At 62.5% G+C, this 17,374-nt stretch carries 19 protein-coding genes and 1 tRNA gene; 11 read left to right on the top strand and 9 right to left on the bottom strand.

The genetic code is table 11. From position 1 onward, the window contains the following. Positions 1-52: 52 nt before the first annotated feature. Entirely contained in the window at positions 53-1,009 is a 957-nt protein-coding gene (locus NKK52_RS16350; RefSeq protein WP_023683802.1) for a LysR family transcriptional regulator, read from the top strand. Here the strand turns inward: NKK52_RS16350 and NKK52_RS16345 are convergent. After that, on the bottom strand, positions 942-1,568 hold the full coding sequence (locus tag NKK52_RS16345; RefSeq protein WP_023672456.1) for a TetR/AcrR family transcriptional regulator: 627 nt from the start codon (positions 1,566-1,568) through the stop codon (positions 942-944). The two genes, NKK52_RS16350 and NKK52_RS16345, sit on opposite strands and share 68 nt — an antisense overlap. Positions 1,569-1,634: 66 nt before the next feature. On the opposite strand from NKK52_RS16345, the gene NKK52_RS16340 reads away from it, so the two are divergent. After that, entirely contained in the window at positions 1,635-2,060 is a 426-nt protein-coding gene (locus tag NKK52_RS16340) for a VOC family protein (protein WP_023672457.1), read from the top strand. 94 nt (positions 2,061-2,154) lie between these two features. Next, a complete protein-coding gene (locus NKK52_RS16335) occupies positions 2,155-3,066 on the top strand; it encodes an arginase family protein (protein ID WP_023683804.1) in 912 nt (303 codons plus the stop codon). A 4-nt stretch (positions 3,067-3,070) separates the two neighbouring features. Here the strand turns inward: NKK52_RS16335 and NKK52_RS16330 are convergent, their stop codons facing one another. Continuing rightward, complete coding sequence (locus tag NKK52_RS16330; RefSeq protein ID WP_023683805.1) at positions 3,071-4,021, bottom strand: S1C family serine protease; 951 nt, start codon at positions 4,019-4,021, stop codon at positions 3,071-3,073. A gap of 169 nt (positions 4,022-4,190) precedes the next feature. On the opposite strand from NKK52_RS16330, the gene NKK52_RS16325 reads away from it, so the two are divergent. The 3 genes from NKK52_RS16325 (at position 4,191) to NKK52_RS16315 (ending at position 6,780) form a co-directional block, all read left to right on the top strand. Further along, positions 4,191-5,063, top strand: coding sequence for a S1C family serine protease (locus tag NKK52_RS16325; protein ID WP_352629367.1), 873 nt, complete (start codon positions 4,191-4,193; stop codon positions 5,061-5,063). An 8-nt stretch (positions 5,064-5,071) separates the two neighbouring features. Next, positions 5,072-5,794: a helix-turn-helix transcriptional regulator gene (locus NKK52_RS16320; protein ID WP_156939328.1), complete on the top strand. Its 723-nt coding sequence runs from the start codon at positions 5,072-5,074 to the stop codon at positions 5,792-5,794. Positions 5,795-5,913: 119 nt separating this feature from the next. Then, the gene (locus NKK52_RS16315; protein ID WP_023686084.1) at positions 5,914-6,780 is read left to right on the top strand and encodes an SDR family oxidoreductase; all 867 of its coding nucleotides are present in this window, start codon (positions 5,914-5,916) and stop codon (positions 6,778-6,780) included. A gap of 121 nt (positions 6,781-6,901) precedes the next feature. Here NKK52_RS16315 and NKK52_RS16310 read toward each other — a convergent pair whose 3' ends face one another. Beyond that, entirely contained in the window at positions 6,902-7,417 is a 516-nt protein-coding gene (locus NKK52_RS16310; RefSeq protein ID WP_023672463.1) for a TIGR00645 family protein, read from the bottom strand. 325 nt (positions 7,418-7,742) lie between these two features. Continuing rightward, positions 7,743-9,938: an OmpA family protein gene (locus NKK52_RS16305; protein WP_023686085.1), complete on the bottom strand. Its 2,196-nt coding sequence runs from the start codon at positions 9,936-9,938 to the stop codon at positions 7,743-7,745. 202 nt (positions 9,939-10,140) lie between these two features. On the opposite strand from NKK52_RS16305, the gene NKK52_RS16300 reads away from it, so the two are divergent. Continuing rightward, a complete protein-coding gene (locus tag NKK52_RS16300; RefSeq protein WP_023686086.1) occupies positions 10,141-10,587 on the top strand; it encodes a YcgN family cysteine cluster protein in 447 nt (148 codons plus the stop codon). Between the two features lie 220 nt (positions 10,588-10,807). Continuing rightward, positions 10,808-11,152: a hypothetical protein gene (locus NKK52_RS16295; protein WP_023672466.1), complete on the top strand. Its 345-nt coding sequence runs from the start codon at positions 10,808-10,810 to the stop codon at positions 11,150-11,152. Positions 11,153-11,411: 259 nt separating this feature from the next. Here the strand turns inward: NKK52_RS16295 and NKK52_RS16290 are convergent, their stop codons facing one another. Beyond that, on the bottom strand, positions 11,412-12,122 hold the full coding sequence (locus NKK52_RS16290; RefSeq protein ID WP_023686087.1) for an SIMPL domain-containing protein: 711 nt from the start codon (positions 12,120-12,122) through the stop codon (positions 11,412-11,414). Between the two features lie 134 nt (positions 12,123-12,256). On the opposite strand from NKK52_RS16290, the gene NKK52_RS16285 reads away from it, so the two are divergent. Then, positions 12,257-12,332, top strand: a tRNA-Ile gene (locus NKK52_RS16285). 96 nt (positions 12,333-12,428) lie between these two features. Here NKK52_RS16285 and NKK52_RS16280 read toward each other — a convergent pair. From NKK52_RS16280 to NKK52_RS16270, 3 genes are all read right to left on the bottom strand, one after another. Then, entirely contained in the window at positions 12,429-13,163 is a 735-nt protein-coding gene (locus NKK52_RS16280; RefSeq protein ID WP_245263184.1) for a tyrosine-type recombinase/integrase, read from the bottom strand. Positions 13,164-13,648: 485 nt separating this feature from the next. Next, a complete protein-coding gene (locus NKK52_RS16275; protein ID WP_084566247.1) occupies positions 13,649-13,879 on the bottom strand; it encodes a helix-turn-helix domain-containing protein in 231 nt (76 codons plus the stop codon). Between the two features lie 271 nt (positions 13,880-14,150). After that, complete coding sequence (locus NKK52_RS16270; RefSeq protein WP_352519630.1) at positions 14,151-15,347, bottom strand: IS256 family transposase; 1,197 nt, start codon at positions 15,345-15,347, stop codon at positions 14,151-14,153. An 839-nt stretch (positions 15,348-16,186) separates the two neighbouring features. Between NKK52_RS16270 and NKK52_RS16265 the strand changes: the two genes are divergently transcribed. Next, entirely contained in the window at positions 16,187-16,321 is a 135-nt protein-coding gene (locus NKK52_RS16265; protein WP_023680989.1) for a DUF768 domain-containing protein, read from the top strand. 189 nt (positions 16,322-16,510) lie between these two features. Here NKK52_RS16265 and NKK52_RS16260 read toward each other — a convergent pair whose 3' ends face one another. Further along, entirely contained in the window at positions 16,511-16,696 is a 186-nt protein-coding gene (locus NKK52_RS16260) for a hypothetical protein (RefSeq protein ID WP_023680990.1), read from the bottom strand. Positions 16,697-16,990: 294 nt separating this feature from the next. Here NKK52_RS16260 and NKK52_RS16255 point away from each other — a divergent pair, with 294 nt between their 5' ends. Then, positions 16,991-17,230: an exopolysaccharide production repressor protein gene (locus tag NKK52_RS16255; RefSeq protein WP_023680991.1), complete on the top strand. Its 240-nt coding sequence runs from the start codon at positions 16,991-16,993 to the stop codon at positions 17,228-17,230. The last annotated feature ends 144 nt before the right edge of the window (positions 17,231-17,374 follow it).

The following is a 17,374-nucleotide window of genomic DNA, read 5'->3' as shown; positions in this document are numbered from 1 at the left end:
TTCAAAAAACTGGTATATTTTCTATACGATCCATCCATAAAGTAGGTATGCCGTGCAACCCAATCCGACGCTCGACCAATTGCAGATCCTGGTTGCGGTCGCCGACACCGGCAGCTTCTCAGCCGCCGGCCGCAAGCTTAACCGCGCGCAGTCCGTCATCAGCTACGGCATCGCCAATCTTGAAGCGCAGCTTGGCCTGAAACTGTTCGAGCGCGAGGGCACGCGCGAGCCGCAGCTGACCGAAATCGGCCGGGCGATGCTGGAGGACGCCCGGCGCATGGTCGGCGTGCTGCAGCGCATCCGTTCGCGTGCCGACGGTCACCATCAGGGGCTGGAGGCTGAAGTTGCGCTATCGGTTGACGCGGCGCTGCCCTCGCCGGTGCTGGTGCGGGTGCTGAAGGCGTTCGAGGCGCAGTTCCCGACCGTGATGATGCGACTGCATATCGGCACGCTCGGTCTGATCCCCGACCATGTCGTCAGCGGACAGTCGGATCTTGGCATCGGTGGCTTGCTGGGCGAGGTCGACGTGCATCTCGTGCGCATCGGCTTCATGTCGATCGTGCTGGCTGCCGCCCCCACCCACCCTCTGGCACTGCTGCCGAAACCGGTGGCGCTCGAGGATGCGCGAGAGCACACCCAGCTGGTTGTCAGCGACCAGTCGGAACGCACCAAGGGACGCGACTTCGGCGTCTTTGCCTATCGTACATGGCGGCTGACAGATGTGCGTATCAAGCATACGTTGATGCGCGAGGGGCTGGGCTGGGGCGGGTTGCCGCGCTGGCTGATCGCGGACGATTTGGCCAGCGGCAGGCTGGTCGAACTCGACCTTGAACCCTTTAGCGAGGTGCGCTCATCGCTCTATGCCATGCACCGCGCCGACCGCAGCCCGAAACCGGCGGCGGCCTGGCTGATCGACCAGTTCAAACGCCAGCTCGGCTGCTTCAACGAGTTCGACCCGGACGACCTGCCTGAGGATGAGCCGGAGACAGCCCATCGATCAGAGCCATGAGCACGGCGCGATAGTCTTCGGCCGAGGCGCCGGCCTCGACGGCAAGTGCTGCGCGGTCGAAGGCAGCGGCGAGCAAAGCGGTCAGCGCATCGGCCGGCAGTCTGGTCATCGACTGTTCGCGCATTGCCGCAACCAGGCCTTCGCGCAGCGACCGGTTGCCGTGGCGATTGTCGATCGCATCCATGGCGGCGCGGCCAAGCACGGCCGGCCCGTCGAGCAGCAAAAGCCGCGTGCGGCCGGGCGCGCGCATGGCGGCGAGATAGGCGTCCGAGCCGGCAATCAGCGCATTGCGGGCAAACAAAGAAGGCGGCGAGGCGCGCTCGATCTCTTGCGCCACCGCCGCCGCCTCCTGCTCGACCACGGCGGCAAACAGCGCCTGCTTGTCGGCAAAGTGGTGATAGAGCGCGCCGCGGGTGACGCCGGCGGCCGCAACGATCTCCGGCGTGCCGGTCTCGGCATAGGACTTTTCGATGAACAGTTTGCGCGCCGCAGCGATCAGGTCGGCGCGCGTCGCTTCGGTGCGGTCGCGGTTGGAGCGGCGCGGGGTTTCTCGTTGCATACATGCAGCCTGTATGTTATTTCGAATTACATGCAAACTGTATGTTGGCTAACGGGAGAAAGAAAGATGAAGACGACGAGCTATTATCCGGTGCTGATGACGGGCGACGTAGCCGGCACAAAAGCCTTCTATATCAATCACTTCCGCTTCAAGCCGCTGTTTGCGAGCAACTGGTATGTGCATCTGCAGTCTGCCGAGGATCGCCGGGTCAATCTCGGTATCGTCCAGGGCGACCACGAGACGATCCCCGAGGGGGGGCGCGGCCGCACATCGGGGCTGCTGATCAATTTCGAGGTGAGGGATCCTGATGCTGTCTATGAACGGATCGTTGCGGCCGGCCTGCCGATCCTGTGCCCGCTGCGCGACGAACCCTTCGGCCAGCGCCATTTCATCACCAGGGATCCCAATGGCGTGCTGATCGACGTCATCAAGCCGATCCCGCTCAGCCCGGAATTTCAGGCGCAATTCGCGGCGGGCGCGGCGGGCGCCTGAACAATGGCAGCAAATGTCGGCAGCGGCTCCGGCCGCTGTGGCCGGACCCGCACCATGCGGTCTATGTTGGTGATGTTGAAGCTGGGCCTGCCGCATGCGTGACATCTGCCTTGTTCGTGCGCCATCCAATCTCGGCCTTCGGCCCTTGGAGCCGGGCCATGTGCCCGGCACCTGGCGTGCGCCGCAGGCGCTGAGCGAAGCTGGTTTGATCGAGTCGCTGGCGCCGGGGCGGGTGGTCGATCTCGACAGACCCGCCTACAGTACCGAACCGCAACCGGGCACTAGGCTGCGTAATGGTCCGGCGATCCGCCGCTTCAACCTCGATCTTGCCGAGATCGTCACCCGTGCGCTTGGGCAAGGCGAGTTCCCGCTGATCATCGGCGGCGACTGCTCGATCCTGCTTGGCGCACTGGTCGCCGCGCGGCGCTCGGGCGCAGTCGCCCTGATCCATTTCGATGGCCACAGCGATTTCCGCCATCCCGGCAACTACGATGTCAATGCCTCACTCGGCTCGGTTGCCGGCATGGATCTGGCACTTGCCACCGGACGCGGCGAGGCTTTGCTGGCGCAATGGCCAGGTGTTGTCGGTCCGCTCGTCGCCGACGAGGCGGTGGTTCAGATCGGCGAACGCGAGAGCCGCGATGCCGATTTTGCCTGGCCCGACATCAATGCGACCGCCGTAACGCGCATCGACGTCTTTGCCGCGCAGGAACTCGGCGCGGCTGGAGTGTTGCAAAAGACAAGAGCGACGCTGGCGCGCGCCGGCTGTCCCTACTGGCTGCATCTCAATGTCGATGTGCTCGACCAGACGGTGATGCCGGCGGTGGATTCGCCCGGCAGCCCCGGCATCGACCCCGATGAACTCGTTGCCATTCTGTCGGCGCTGGCAGCGGACCAGCGCTGCACCGGCTTGGACATGACGATCTACGATCCCGACCTCGACCCGACCGGTGACCTTGCGCGACTGCTGGTGTCGCTGCTCGGGCGGGTGCTCAAGCCTCGATAAAGGCTCAGCTCGCCCTTGCTACCGGCGTCACCGTCACCTGGCTGACGCCGGTGCGGCGCACCACTGTGCATAGCGTCTCGCGGCCGATGCGTTCGGCGTCGAGCATGCGCACGAGGTCGTCGACGCCGGTGACCGGGCGACCGTCTATCGCCGCGATGATGTCGCCTTCCCTGAGGCCGGCCTTCGCCGCGGGTCCGTCTTTCTCGACGCTGCGCAGCCGCACCGCAGTACTGGTGGTCACCTGCGACAGGAGCGCTGCGCGGCGCGGCAAACTGGTGGTGTCGGCCGAGATGCCGATGAAGGCGCGCCGCACGCGGCCGAAGCGGATGATCTCCGAAATGACGAAGTTGGCGGTGTTGGAAGCGACCGCGAAGGCGATGCCTTGCGCGCCGTGGATCATGGCGGTGTTGACGCCGATGACTTCGCCTGGCGACGACACCAGCGGTCCGCCGGAATTGCCGGGATTGAGCGCGGCATCGGTCTGGACGACATCGTCGATCAGCCGCCCGGTCGAGGCGCGCATCGAACGGCCAAGTGCGGAGACCACGCCTGACGTTACGGTCCATTCGAAGCCGAGCGGATTGCCGATGGCAATGGCGATCTGGCCGCGCCGCAGCCGCTTGGAATCGCCGAGCGGCGCGACTTCGGTGAAGCTGCCATCGGCGCGCACCAGCGCGATGTCGGTGTCAGGGTCGCGGCCTAGCACGCGGCCTTCGCTGGAGGCGCCGTCGGGCATAGAGACGCGCACCGTTTTGGCATCGCCAACGACATGGAAATTGGTAACGACCAGCCCGTCCGGCGCGATGACGAAGCCGGAGCCATGGCCACCTTGGCCACCGACGCGCTCGATGCGGCAGACGGCTGGGCCGATGCGGTCGACGGCGTCGGCGACTGTCGTCGAATAGGCGTCGAGCAGTGTGTCGTCGGTTTCGAATTTGTGGGCGGCGAGGGCCATTGGCGGGACTCCGTGTTTTCAGGCGCGATGATGACTATATGTGCGGAGCGGCTCGAACTGCCGCGACCTGACCAGATGGCCAGTCACACCAGTAACTAGCCGTCAGACGAGTACCTCCGGGCGCACTGCCGAGCGATATCTGGGGCATGAGAAAACCCAGGAGATCATCATGAGTGACTTCAACCTTAATGCATTTTCCGAGGCCATCGCCGATCTCGCCGCCAAGGCTGCGCCGGCAACGGCAAGTTTCACCACCCATCACCATCGCACCGCCAGCGCCTTCCACTGGCGTGACGGCTATTTCGTCACCGCCGAGGAAGCTGTCGAGGCCGGTGAGGAGATCGAATTGACATTGGCTTCGGGCGAAGCGGTGAAGGCCGAACTGGTCGGTCGCGATCCGTCGACCGGCGTAGCGCTTCTGAAGCCGGCCGGCGCGGCCGCGGCGTCTGCGCTCGCCAAGGCGGATGGGGTGCGGCCGGGCAACGTCGCCATCGCTGTCGGCAGCAGTCAGGGCTCGGCGCTGGCTGTCTCGGGCTCGGTCGGCGAGGTCGGCCCCGCCTGGCGCTCGATGCGCGGCGGCACCATCGATCGGCGCATCAATCTCGCCGTCAATGCCGGCGGCCGTTTCGAGGGCGGGCCGGTGCTTGACGCCAAGGGCGCGCTGATCGGCATGCTGCTGTTTGGGCCACGTGGTCGTGCGCTGGTCATGCCTTATGAGACGATCGAGCGGGCCGTGGCGACGCTGCGTGAAAAGGGCCATGTCGCGCGCGGCTATCTCGGCGCCGGCCTGCACCCGATCCGTGACGGCGCGGCGCGCGGCGCCATGGTCATGAGCCTCGACGAAAATGGTCCGGCCAAGGCCGCCGGCCTTGCGCTGGGCGACATCATCGTGGCGTGGAATGGCGAGGCCGTGCACGGCCCGCGCGAACTGATCCGAAAGCTTGGGCCGGATAGCGCGGGCGCCGCGGTGACGCTCGGCGTGGTGCGCGGCGGCGAGCAGCGCGACGTCGCGCTGCCCGTCGGTGAAAAACCGCTGAGCTGAGAGGGCCGATGGAAAGCGACACGCTGACAAGGCCGGAGGCGGGTGGGCCGGAGGCGGGTGGGCCGGAGGTGGGTGGGCCGGAGGTGGCGGGCGGCGGACGCCAGCTCGTGGTGCTGATCGCGCTGCACGATGCCGCGCGTGCCGAGCGCCTGTCAGCTTCGCTTGCCATGGCGGACGATCTGCTTCCGGTCGTGGCCGGCAGCGGGATTGCCGACGTCGCTGTCGTCGATGACGCTGTTGCGAACAGTGCGGCCTGGCTCGATCGGGCCGATGGTGGCAACAGCGCAATCCCACGGGTGCTGCTATCCGCGAGCGCTGGCCGGCCGGAAAACCGGGTGCTTGCCGTGCTGCCTTTGGCGTCGGATGCGAATCTGATCGCGGCTGCCGTCAGACTGGCGGCGGCCGGCTACCGGGTGTCCAGGGATGGGCGTTCGACGCCCGCTCGCCACGACGATTTCGATGGCGCCGCCAACGGCGGAAGCCATAGCGGGCTGTTCGGCGAGGAGCCGTTGGACGATGGCGCTACCGCCCGTCCGGCGCTGTCGCCGCGCGAGGCCGAAGTGCTGGCGCTGCTGGCCGAAGGCGCGCCCAACAAGGTGATCGCGCGGCGGCTGAACATCTCCGTGCACACGGCAAAGTTCCACGTCGCCGCGATCCTGATCAAGCTGGGTGCTGCGAACCGCACGGATGCCATCGCGATCGCGATGCGGCAGGGCCTGGTGCTGGTCTAACCCCCTTATCCATTTGAGCCTACGTTGCGTAACCCGTTGCAGGCTGCCGAGGCCTTGCGCAGTGCATTGCCGCCGCGCAATGGTTCGCGTCAGTGATGTAGCAAGGGAGGTGCCAAGACATGTCGCTCAAGGGAAAGACGCTGTTCATCTCCGGCGGGTCGCGCGGCATCGGTCTTTCGATCGCGCTGCGAGCTGCGCGCGACGGCGCCAATGTGACGATCGCGGCCAAGACCGCCGAGCCGCATCCGAAGCTGCCGGGCACGATCTACTCGGCAGCTGAGGAGATCGAGCAGGCCGGCGGCAAGGCGCTGCCTGTTTTGTGCGACATCCGCGAGGAGGCGCAGGTGGCCGAGGCGGTTGCCAAGACCGTCGAAAAGTTCGGCGGCATCGATATCTGCGTCAACAATGCCAGCGCCATCCAGCTCACCGGCACGCTGGAGACGGACATGAAGCGCTACGATCTGATGCACCAGATCAACACGCGCGGCACCTTCCTGGTGTCGAAAATGTGCGTTCCCCACCTGAAGTTGGCTGAGAATCCTCATATTCTGAATCTGGCACCGCCGCTCGATATGAAGGCCAAATGGTTCAAGAACCACGTCGCCTACACCATGGCCAAGTTCGGCATGTCGATGTGCACGCTGGGGATGAGCGCCGAGTTTGCCAAGGACGGCATCGCGGTAAATTCGCTGTGGCCGATCTCGACCATCGACACGGCTGCGGTGCGCAATCTGCTCGGCGGCGCGACGGTGGCGGCGATGAGCCGCTTGCCCGACATCATGGCCGATGCCGCACACGCCATCTTCCTGCGCTCATCGCGCGAGACATCAGGCAATTTCTACATCGATGAAGAGGTGCTGCGGGCCGAGGGCGTGACCGATTTCGCGGTCTATGCGCCGGGCGCGACCGGGCCGCTGGCCGGCGACTTTTTCGTGCCGGACGCGGTATTTGCCAATTCGCCGACGAACGTCAAAAGCATCTACTGACGGAAATCACGGGCCGACGGCGCTGCTTCCTCATCCACCTGCCGGCGTTTTTCGAAAAACCAAGCAATTGGCTTTTCGCCCGCTGTGCGGACCAGCCTCACCTCCCCGAGAAAGGGGCTCATCACTCCTCGCCCTTCTTGCCTTTGCTCAGTCCCATCAGCCGGTCGATATAGGCCAGCATCAGCGCCGAGACGACGAAAGCGAGGTGGATGATGGTCAGCCACATCAGCTGGTCGATCGTATAGGAAGACGAATTCAGGAACACCTGCAACAGGTGGATCGAGGAAATAGCGACGATGGTCGAGGCGACCTTGACCTTCAGCGAACCGACATCGATCGTACCCAGCCAGTGCACACCGCCATCCTGGTCGTCGAAGCGGCTGACGAAATTCTCGTAGCCGGAGATGATCACCATCACCACCAGCGAGGCGACAAGTGCGGCGTCGATGAGGCCGAGCATCTTCAGGATGGTGTCGGTGTCGTCGAGTGTGAAGGCGACCATGACGAACTCGTAGAGTTTTTTGCCGAAGGACAGCGCATAGACGGCGAGCGCTAGGGCCAGCCCGATGTAGAAAACCACCAGCAGCCAGCGTGAGGCGAGGATGATCGATTCGATGGCGAGTTCGAGACGTTTCATGCAGCGGTTCCGGTCAGCTTTCTGAGGTCGACTGGGGTATTTCGATCAGCTTGCCGCAGTTTGCAATGCAAATTGCGACGCAAAAAAACCCCGCCGGGAGGGCCGGCGGGGTTCAATGCATCCCGCTGGAGTCGGGACGGGGCAGGGAACGCCCAGGCTTGATCTGGGGAGGGCGGCCGCTCTATTCAATGAGCCGGTTCTAATACCAGTACAATTCTTGCTGAACCGGGATTGCTGTCCGCAGCTCGACCCATCCCGATCTGCCGGGATGGGTCCTTGTTGTCGATCTGATTCCAGAAAGCTGCTCAAGCCATTGGAAAGCAGATCAATTGTTACTCGCCACCGGTGCCACCAGCGAGGTGATGCGACGGATGCCGACACGGCGGTTCTCGCGGTTGGGCGCCGTGGTGTTGACCTTCAGGTATTCCTCGCCATAGCCCTGAGTGGTCAGGTTTTCCGGCGGGATCCCGAAGGCATTGGTCAGCGCTTCGGCGACAGACTCAGCGCGCCGGTCGGACAGAGCAAGGTTTGCTTCCGGCGTGCCAACCGCATCGGTGTGGCCTTCGATCAGGAAGGTTTCGGCCGGGTTCTTCTTCAACAGTTTCTCCATGGCCGTGGCGACGCCTTCCAGTTTCTGCACTTCGGTGTCGGATATCGAGGCCGAGCCGAACTCGAAGTTCAATGTATCGAGGTCGACGCGACGGGCAATGTCGCGCACGCGCGCCGAACGCTTCACTTCGTCGATGGAATAGAGGCGCTGGACCTTCTCCACCGGCGGTTGTTCGAGGAACTCGTAATAATCGTCCGGGCTTTCGACATCTTCCGAATCGAGGATGTACTCGCGGCGCGGGATGGTGAGCCGCATCGGCGGCAGGTCGTCACCGGGATCGCGCCAGTCATTGTCGTCGTCATAGCTGCGCTCGTCGACATAGCTCAGCACATATTCGTGCCCATCCGGCGTGATGCGCGATCGCCTGATGACGTCGCCATTGCGGTTGCGGATGGTGACGATCTGGATGCCATTGTCGCGCTCGACGATTTCCCGAGAGCGATCGCCCGACAGTTCCTCATAGTAAACATTCCTGGCGCCGCGGTGCATGCGCGGAGCGTCATTGCTTTCCACGATCGTCTGGTTGTTGAACTGCAGGATGACGCGGTCGCCGAGTTCCTTGACGACGTCGACGCCTTTCGGACGCCGGCGGTCGCGGACGTTCTCATCGGGTGCACGCTCTACGCGTTTGCCTTTTTCCTCCGTCACCGGGGCGATCTTTTCTGGCTGAATTGCCTGCTGAGCCGACTTGTCGTCGGTGGGCGGCGGTCCCTGGTCGACCGGAGCCGGCTTCGGGGCTTGCGCCTCGGTGCCGCCCTGCGCGGGCTGCTCGCCCGTCTGCCCCCCAGCATTCTGGCCGTTCCCATTTTGGCCGTCGCCATTCTGGCTGTTGCCGCCCTGGTCCTTGCGGTGCTTGCGCCTGGCATCCTTCTGGCTGTCCAGAATGGGTGCTTCGTCGGGGTTGGCCGTGGCTTCGCCCTGCGCCGGCGTCTCACCTTGCGCGGGCTGCTCGGCATTGGCCGGTTGCTCCGCAGGCTGTTGTTCACCGGTCGCAGGCTGCTGTTCGCCCGTCACCGGCTGTTCGCTGACAGTTTTTTTGCCGTGCTTTTTCGCCTGATCCTTCGGCTGTTCACCTTCGGCGGGAGCCGCTTGCTGATCGGCCGGGGGCTGAATCGGCTCGGCCTGCGGCGCGGGCTCTCCGGCAGGCGCAACTTTGACGTCTGGCGCTTTGTCGGCAGGCGCGGCCTCAATCTGCTGATCCTGCTTGCGCTTTTTCTTGCCCGACTTGTTGTCGTTTGCCGGCGCCACCTGTTCGGTGGGCGCTGCCTGCTCGGCAGGCTGCTGGGCCGGCTGTTCAGCGGGCGCCGCTTCGATCTGCTGTTGGTCGCGCTTCTTCTTGCGTGGCTTTAGCGGCTGTTCTTCATTTGCCGGAGCTACCTGTTCGGCCGGTTGTTCAGCCGGTGCTGCCTCGATCTGCTGCTGGTCACGCTTCTTCTTGCGTGGCTTGAGCGGCTGCTCATCGGTCGCCGGCGCTGCCTGGGCGCCGCCCTCATCCGCAGGCGCCGCCTCGATCTGCTGCTGTTGATTGCGCTTCTTTTTGCGCGGCTGCTGTTCCTCGGCGGCAGGTGCGGCCTGTTCGGCCGGGGCCTGCTCGGTCTGCTGCTGATCTCGCTTCTTCCTGCGCGGCTGTTGTTCCTCGGCGGCAGGGGCGGGTTGCTCTGCAGCCGGTGCAGGCTGCTCGGCGGCCGGCGCTGCCTGTTCGGCCTGCTGGCGTTTCTTTTTGCGCGGCAGTTCCTGGTCGGTCTGCTGACCATCTGCAGCAGGGTCGTCCTGGACCAGGATCAGTGGCGCGGCCGTGTGCTGCAAGGGGCCGAAAACGGCGTTGCCCTGCAACGGGGATGCGCCCAACGGCGCGGATGCCATAAGCAGGCCAAGTGCCGTACCTGCCAGTACCCGTGGTTGGCGTTTCATCTTAAATTCTCCTTGTGGGGTCCCATCCCTGCCCAAACTGTCCTTGACCGGATTGGTTCCGGTTTGCAGGCATTACCCGCACCCAAGGACGATTGACCGGCGTTTTGAAGGCAACTTCATGTTTTTCCTATGGTGCGGCCGGAATTTGAAGTCACACAACAGCTTGACCTTGCCGCATGCGGAGGCCACATCTCAGCCCATAATGGAAACGCCGTTCTGGAAGATCAAGACGCTGGAAGCGATGACGCCCACCGAGTGGGAATCGCTGTGCGACGGCTGCGGCAAATGCTGCCTGTCTAAACTCGAGGACGAGGATACCGGCGAGATCTACTGGACATCAGTCGGCTGCCGGCTGTTCGATGGGCAAAGCTGCCGCTGTTCGGACTATGCCAACCGGCTGGCGCGCGTGCCCGACTGTGTCGGGCTGACGCCGCAGAATGTGCGCACCATCACCTGGCTGCCGAAAACCTGCGCCTACCGGCTGGTTGCCGAGGGGCACGACCTCTACTGGTGGCACAGGCTGGTGTCGGGAAGTGCCGAGACCGTTCATGATGCCGGCATCTCCATGCGCGGCCGCGTCCGCGCCAGTGAGACCGATCTGGCCGAGCCGGACGATTATTTCGACTATATGCTCGACGACGAGCCCTGAGCATTCTGGAACGGACGTTGCCATAGGGCGTTCTGCGCCATTGGACGTTTTTGACGGTCAGGATCGTTTGCAGCGGTGGAAGGGGCGGTTGCTTTCAACCTGTCGGTTAGATTAACCGAAAATGAACGGCCGGTTCGCGAAGAGTTCAGATTGCAAGGAGCATTCTCCCCCCATCGGTTCGACCAAGACGGGCGCAAGCCCTCAACAAGGAGAGAAGACAATGTTCAACTCATTCAAGACGGCAGCCCTTTCGGGTCTCGTAGCTCTCGGCACCCTTGCCGCAGTGCCCGCTCAGGCGGACTCGATCTATCTCGGCTTCGGCAACAACCATGACCGCCGCGTCGGCGTCTACACCGGCGACGATGAGGACGGCTTTCGCCGTGACCGCAATTGGCGCCGCTGCTCGCCGGACCGCGCTCTCGACAAGGCCGAGCGCATGGGCCTGCACCGCGTCCGCATCGTCGATGTCAATCGCCGCGTGGTGAAGGTCGCCGGCCGCCAGTATGGCGATCGCGTGGTGGTCGTGTTCGCCAATGAGCGCGGCTGCCCGGTTATCTATCGCTAAGAGAACCAGACTGATCTTCTGCGAAGATCAGTCTGGGATACGACCTTCTGCGAAGGTCGATCCGGAGGCATGATCCTCCGCGAGGATCAGCCTGGAGTAGCGGCATGACCCTTCTAGGGTCAGCCAGGAGCCCCTTTCCCTCCGCGGAAAGGTGCGGCTCGAAAAAACCCCGGAGGCCAGTCCTCCGGGGTTTTTCATGTCGGAAATCTGCGGTTCCGGCCGACGGGTTCAGCAGAACCGCGCCCGGCCCGGCGGCCTGCTACTTAAGCTCGAATGTCACTGTTACCTGCACGGCGTAGGCATTCTCGCCGGCCTGCACGGGAACCGCGGCGCCTGCCGCATCGAAGGCCTTGGCATTGATCGGCATCGGCGCCGGCGCAACGTTCTGGTCGGTGATTTCCAGCACCCGGCCTATGCTGACGCCGGCGGCTTCGGCCAGCGTCTTGGCCTTGGCCATGGCATCGGCGACCGCCTTCTTGCGGGCTTCGGTGACGGCAGCTTTCGGGTCTTCGTTGGAGAACGAAATGCCGCCGCCCTGGTTGACGCCGAGCGACACAGCCTTGTCGAGAATCTCACCTGTCTTGTCGATGTCGCGGATGCGCACCGAGAGTGTGTTGGTCACCTGGTAGGCTACAAGCTCGGCTTCCTGGCTGCCGTCCGGTTTGTTGGTGTAGTTGTAACGCGGGTTGATCTGGATGCCGGCGGTCTGCAGGTCGCGGTCCTTGATCCCTGCCGACTTCATTGCCGCGATCACGGCGGCCATGGCGTCGTTGTTGGCGTCGAGTGCCGCGCGTGCGGTGTTGGCCTCGCGCATGACGCTGAGCGTCAGCAGCGCCAGGTCAGGCGCCACGGTCGACTGGCCTTCACCCGACACGATGATGCGGGGCGGGGGCAGCGAATCGGCAGCGCTTGCCATCGCCGGAAAAGCGATCGCGGCGGCAAGTGCGAGCGGCAAAATATGTCTGGTCATGAAAATCTCCTCGGTGTGCGATCCAGTCGCGCCTGTCGACTAGGGCGCGAATATGGGCTGATTTGGGCGATCTCGGCCAGCCCGTCCGGAAAGCCTTGTGCCGCGCAAGGAAAAACACTAATCCAGCGCGCGTGGGGCCTGTAGCTCAATGGTTAGAGCCGGCGGCTCATAACCGCTTGGTTGGGGGTTCGAGTCCCTCCGGGCCCACCATAACCATTGATTTCATTATTAAAGATATGCCTCGGCCCAAAACGTTTTGGGCCCATTATGGGCCCGAAGAAAAGGGCACCCGATATGGGACCCTGCTCATGGTCGGTTGATTTCACTTACTTGACGAGGCGCAGGGCCGCTCGGTGCTTCATCGCATCGTTTGGCCTCGCGCTCGTTGATGGCGCGGGCTATGTCGACGGCCATTCGCTTCTTGTTAGCCTCCCGGACATATTCGTCCGTCACCGTCATGGAAGAATGCCCCATCGCCTCCATGATGGCACGCGATTGGATGTTGCATTCGGCGAGATACGTGCCGAAGGTGCGGCGTAGCCCGTGGAGAGTGTAGCTCTCCGGAATGCCGGCCTGCTTGTTCCAATGTGCCATCATGCCGGTGAGGCTCTTTTCCGCGAATGGACGCCCATAGGCATTCTTCAGTACCGTTCCGCCTTTCGAACGGTCGAGCGGCGCCAAGGCTTGCGCCAGCTTGTCGAGGATGGGGATAAACATCTCGCGACCGCCGTGACGGTTGCGGTTCTTCTTCTGCCGGAAATCGAAGGCTTCGATCACCCCTAGGGAGCCATCGAACAGTTCGATCTCCTCGAAAACCAAATCGTCCCATTGCAACGAGGCGATATCGCCTCGTCGGTTGCCGAGCCAAAAGGCGAGCGCGTAACAGGTGCGCGGCGGGGAGCCGATCGGATGGCGCGCCTCGAACTTTTCACGAATGGGGACCGGCCACGCGGGATTGGTGGTGGATTTAGGAATGCGGACGCGGATCGACAGTGAGGGATTGTTCTGCGGTTTGATCCATTTCTCAACTTCGATCCCCACCCACAGGAGCTTCTTGATTGCGACCAGCAGGTGCTTGGCAACCGTCCGGTTGGCGGCAAAGGCGCTTTCGACAATCGCACGCAGATGGTCGGCGTCGAGATGTTCTACTGGCGTATCGCGCCAAGTCAGCGGGTAGGCAGGTTCGACCTGCTCCGAAGGAAGCGTTCAATCAGCCTGGCATTCTTCCGCTGCGTTGCTTCGTCCAGCCATTCCATAGTCCCTTCAAGTCGCCGCGCTGCATGACCGAACGTCTTTGGCAACGCCCGACCGGGTAGGTCGATAATAATTGCCTTTAGGCCCTGGCTCTGGGTCGCCCTTTGTAGGCAGCCTCGAATTCCGGATCACCGGGCTGGCCGGGGAGGCGGATTTCAGGCATTCCCTCTGCACGATAGCGATAGACTGTCTTTCCATTTTTGAGGCGCGACGAAACGCCGGGGAAAGTGTCATCCTTGAATGGCCGGGCGATTAGGCCTCCTTCCAGTCCTCTACCGCCGCTTTTTCACATGCGGAGAGACCTCTATCATCGCTTCAAGCGAAAGGTTTTTGCTTTCGAGGGCAACGCGTAGGAGTTTCGGGTACGGGAAACCTCGACCTTGCTCGATGCCCTCGTATGTGCGTTTCGGTATTCCCAACACCTTCGCTGCACTCTCAGCAGTGAAACCTCCCTTCGAACGCCAGGCTTTCACATCTCGCGCAAGCTTGTCATTCTCGTTCACGTCATCATTCCACTCGGAGGATAATGGTACTACGCCCACAGCGTATACGCAATGCGCGTAGCTTCCTATCTTGTTGCCGCCTTCTGCTTACTCCGATCTAACAGTTCTTGGAGGCCGTTATCTTTGTCTGGCAGGGAGGAGAAAGCGATATCGAGGGTGACACGATCCCAAATCGTGCGACTGTTGATGAGCTTAGGCCTCGGCATGCGGCTATCGGCAACCATTGGTTGTGTGCGTCAAGTTCTGCAAAATGGGGCAGCCATGATGCTGGTCATGCGGCTTGGCGCAGAGCGAGCTTCTTGTGCTCGCGCAGGTCGTCCATGTTGATGTATCGGTTGGCCTCCATCCAGTTTGCGTTGGTCTCGACGGCCAAGGCCCTGACCAGGCGCAGGCAGCTTTCGGTGTTGGGGAAGATGCGCACGACATAGGTGCGCCGGCGGATTTCCTCGTTGAGCCGCTCCAGCATGTTGGTGGATTTGAGATGCTTGTGGTGCTGTCTCGGCAGCCTGAAGAAGGTCAGGGTTTGTTCGATGGCATCCTCGGCCCAGCCTGTCAGGCGCGGATAGCGTGCCGACCATTTGGCAAGCCATGCGGCAAGATCAGCCCTGGCCTCTGCGAGATCGCGCCGGTCGTAGAGCCAGCGCAATTCCTGCAGGCAGTCGTCGCCGTGCTTCCTGGGCAGATGATCGAGCGCGTTCCTGAGGAAGTGGACGTAGCAGCGTTGCCAGGCGGCTTCGGGGATCACCTCGCCGATCGCTGCCACCAGGCCGGCGTGATCGTCGGACACGACCAACTCGACGCCCTTGAGGCCGCGCGCCTTGAGGCCGACGAGGAAGTCCCTCCAGGCCGAGCGGCTCCCGCGATTGGCCATCTCCACGGCCAGGATCTGGCGCCTTCCGTCCCAGTCGATACCGACCGCGATCAGCACCGCCTGGCTCATGACAACACCGGCTTCACGCACCTTCTCGTAGCGCGCCTCGAGGATGAGGTAAGGAAACGGCTCTTGAAGGGGGCGCCTGGCAAAGGCAGCGAGGCTCTCGTCCAGCCGCTTGTTGATGGCCGAGATCGACGAGGCCGAGAAGGCATGGCCGCACAGTTCTTCCGTGATCGCCTTGACCTTGCGGGTCGACACGCCCTGCACATACATCTCCGCCAGTGTCGCCACCAAGGCCCGCTCGGAACGCTGGTAGCGCTCGAACAGCTCGGTGGAGAAGCGCCCGGCCCGGTCCTGTGGAACCCGCAGCTCGAGCTTGCCCACCCGGGTGACCAGGGTGCGGCCGTAATAGCCCGAGCGATAGCCAAGCCGTTCGGGCGTACGCTCGCTCTTCGAGGCACCCAGCGCCTCGTCCATCTCGGCCTCAAGCACCTCCTGCATCACCGCACGGAGCACTTCGTGCAATCCATCCGGGTTCGAAAGCAAAATGTCTTTGACGGCAGCGCTGGCGGTCTTAACTTCAGTCTTGGTCATGGTGGCGTTCCTTCGCGGGAATCAGGTGACGTGAACAATCACCAGCCTGCCATGACCGCCCCCTCTCAGCGAATTTGCAGAACTCTCAGCACACTACCCTGTTTGAGCTTGGGCTTCATCAGAATGAAGGGCGACATGGTTCATCCGAATGTGGAAATTTGCGTTGGGGGGAGGTGAGAATGAGGCTACCAGGAAATGTGTTGGCTGGGAGAACGTCGAGGTGCAGTGCGGTCCGCGAAAGGGATCAATGAGGTTGAATGCACAGAACGTGCCGCCAAGACAGCCAGGTTGAAATCGCTCCGCTTGGCTCAGATCTTGCCAGAGGCCGACCCGCACTTTTCATTCAACGAGGAACTCGACTGCTCGGTGCTTGTCGCCGTGCTGGCTCGGGAACCGCATAATTATCAGAGCGGCCCGAATCCCATTCTTTCCGGCGGCTGCCCCTGCGACGAGGCCTTTGATCTCCTGAAGCAGTCGCCGTTAGGCTTTGTCAACAATCGGCTTTTTTCGCAGTGGCGACCTCCACATGGCTCTCAACAACGCGCACGTGCTCGGCGTCGACAGTCACCAGTGGCCGGAGGCTGACGGTTACCGTGTCGCCGTCGATGCGCGTGACCGGGCCGACTGATTCCATATGCTGGCCGATCACGGCCTTCGAAGTCGAATCGACAACCGAATGCGGAAGTCATAGGAGGGAATCGTCACGCGCGATCGGGTGTCACTCGGCCGCGGGCGGGTGCGGAGAGTTGCTAACAAATGAGCGTCCGTGGCCTGAAGTTTCTCGATAAGTGGGTAGCCGAACAACTGCCCATTGTGGAGACCCCATCTCGGTTGGCGACTTGAAAGACCAGTTGATGACAGCTGCCGAGAAGGCCGGCATTCCTGCCGACGAGATCAACGGCGAGCTTGAAAGCGTCTTCGAATTGATTATCGAAGTGAATCGTCGTGGCGCCGAAAGGGTGGACTTAGCCTGAGGCTTCCCCGACGTGCCAGTCATGTCCTACATGCCGGACTGCCTGACAAGGGGGCTCGCTTACCTAACCGGCCAGCGCCACGCCAATGCCATCTCAGAGCAAATGTAGATCGAAACCGCGAATCCGTGAATCCCCGGTTTGTTCTGGTCATGGCTTCTGCGCCGGTCCGGTCACACAGCGCTGGTGCGTTCACCCCTCCGGCTGGGTAGGGTCCGGTTCTTGGTCCCGCTCTCGTTGTTTGTCGAGGAACAGCTTGGCGAGTTCGCCCCACTCAGGATGATCCGTGGTTTTATGCTCTTCTACGAACTCGAGGAAAGCCTTGCGCAAAGCGTCAAGGTCGAAAACCCCAAGATGCTCGCCCATACCGTCGTCCATGCCCGCGCCTCTCAACGGTATTAGCTTGTCCTCTCGTTTGAGCCTTCAAGAGGGATTCCCTGAGTTTCGGCTTGGGAGCGCCTACATGGTTAATTGCGTGATCGCTAATATGATTATATCTTAGGCAGCGCGGGGGCTGAATCTTCCCGCGCGGTGGCCGGTGCGGCCCCCACACCAAAGACTGCAGCGGCCATTTCTATGGATGGGTAGCGCTAACCGATGCGACATCATGCTGCAGCGATATTTTAGAATCAGCTAATTGCGCAATCGCTAAATTAATGAAATGCGTGAGGAATGTATTTTCCACAGTTTCTGGTCGGCATGTCTGCCACTGCGATCATTGTGGCGATCTGGACCTACATCGAAGCCGGTTCAATTTGGACCGCGCTCGGCTGTGCGGTCCTTGCGCTGATCGTTCTGCAAGTCGGGTACGCCGGGCTGGTCGTTTGCTTGATATACTGGCGATCATCGGAAGCGGCTGACTCGACTAGTCGAATTTCGGTCGCGGCTCAAGAGAACCTCGACGGCATCTGATAGCCCGCGTCCGTCTCGGCACGGTCACGTGGCCCTGGGGCAGCAGTTTTGCCTCGCAGTGCCGCCAGCAAGTGGGCCTACAACGTGTTTTCGGTGACAGACACCTACCCCGAGCTTCGGGCTGAAAGCCTTATCATTGATCGA

The organism is Mesorhizobium sp. C277A, from assembly GCF_040324395.1.
Taxonomy (GTDB): Bacteria; Pseudomonadota; Alphaproteobacteria; order Rhizobiales; family Rhizobiaceae; genus Mesorhizobium.
Note: the sequence above shows the minus strand (reverse complement) of the source record. Positions and strands in the feature narration are given on the sequence as shown.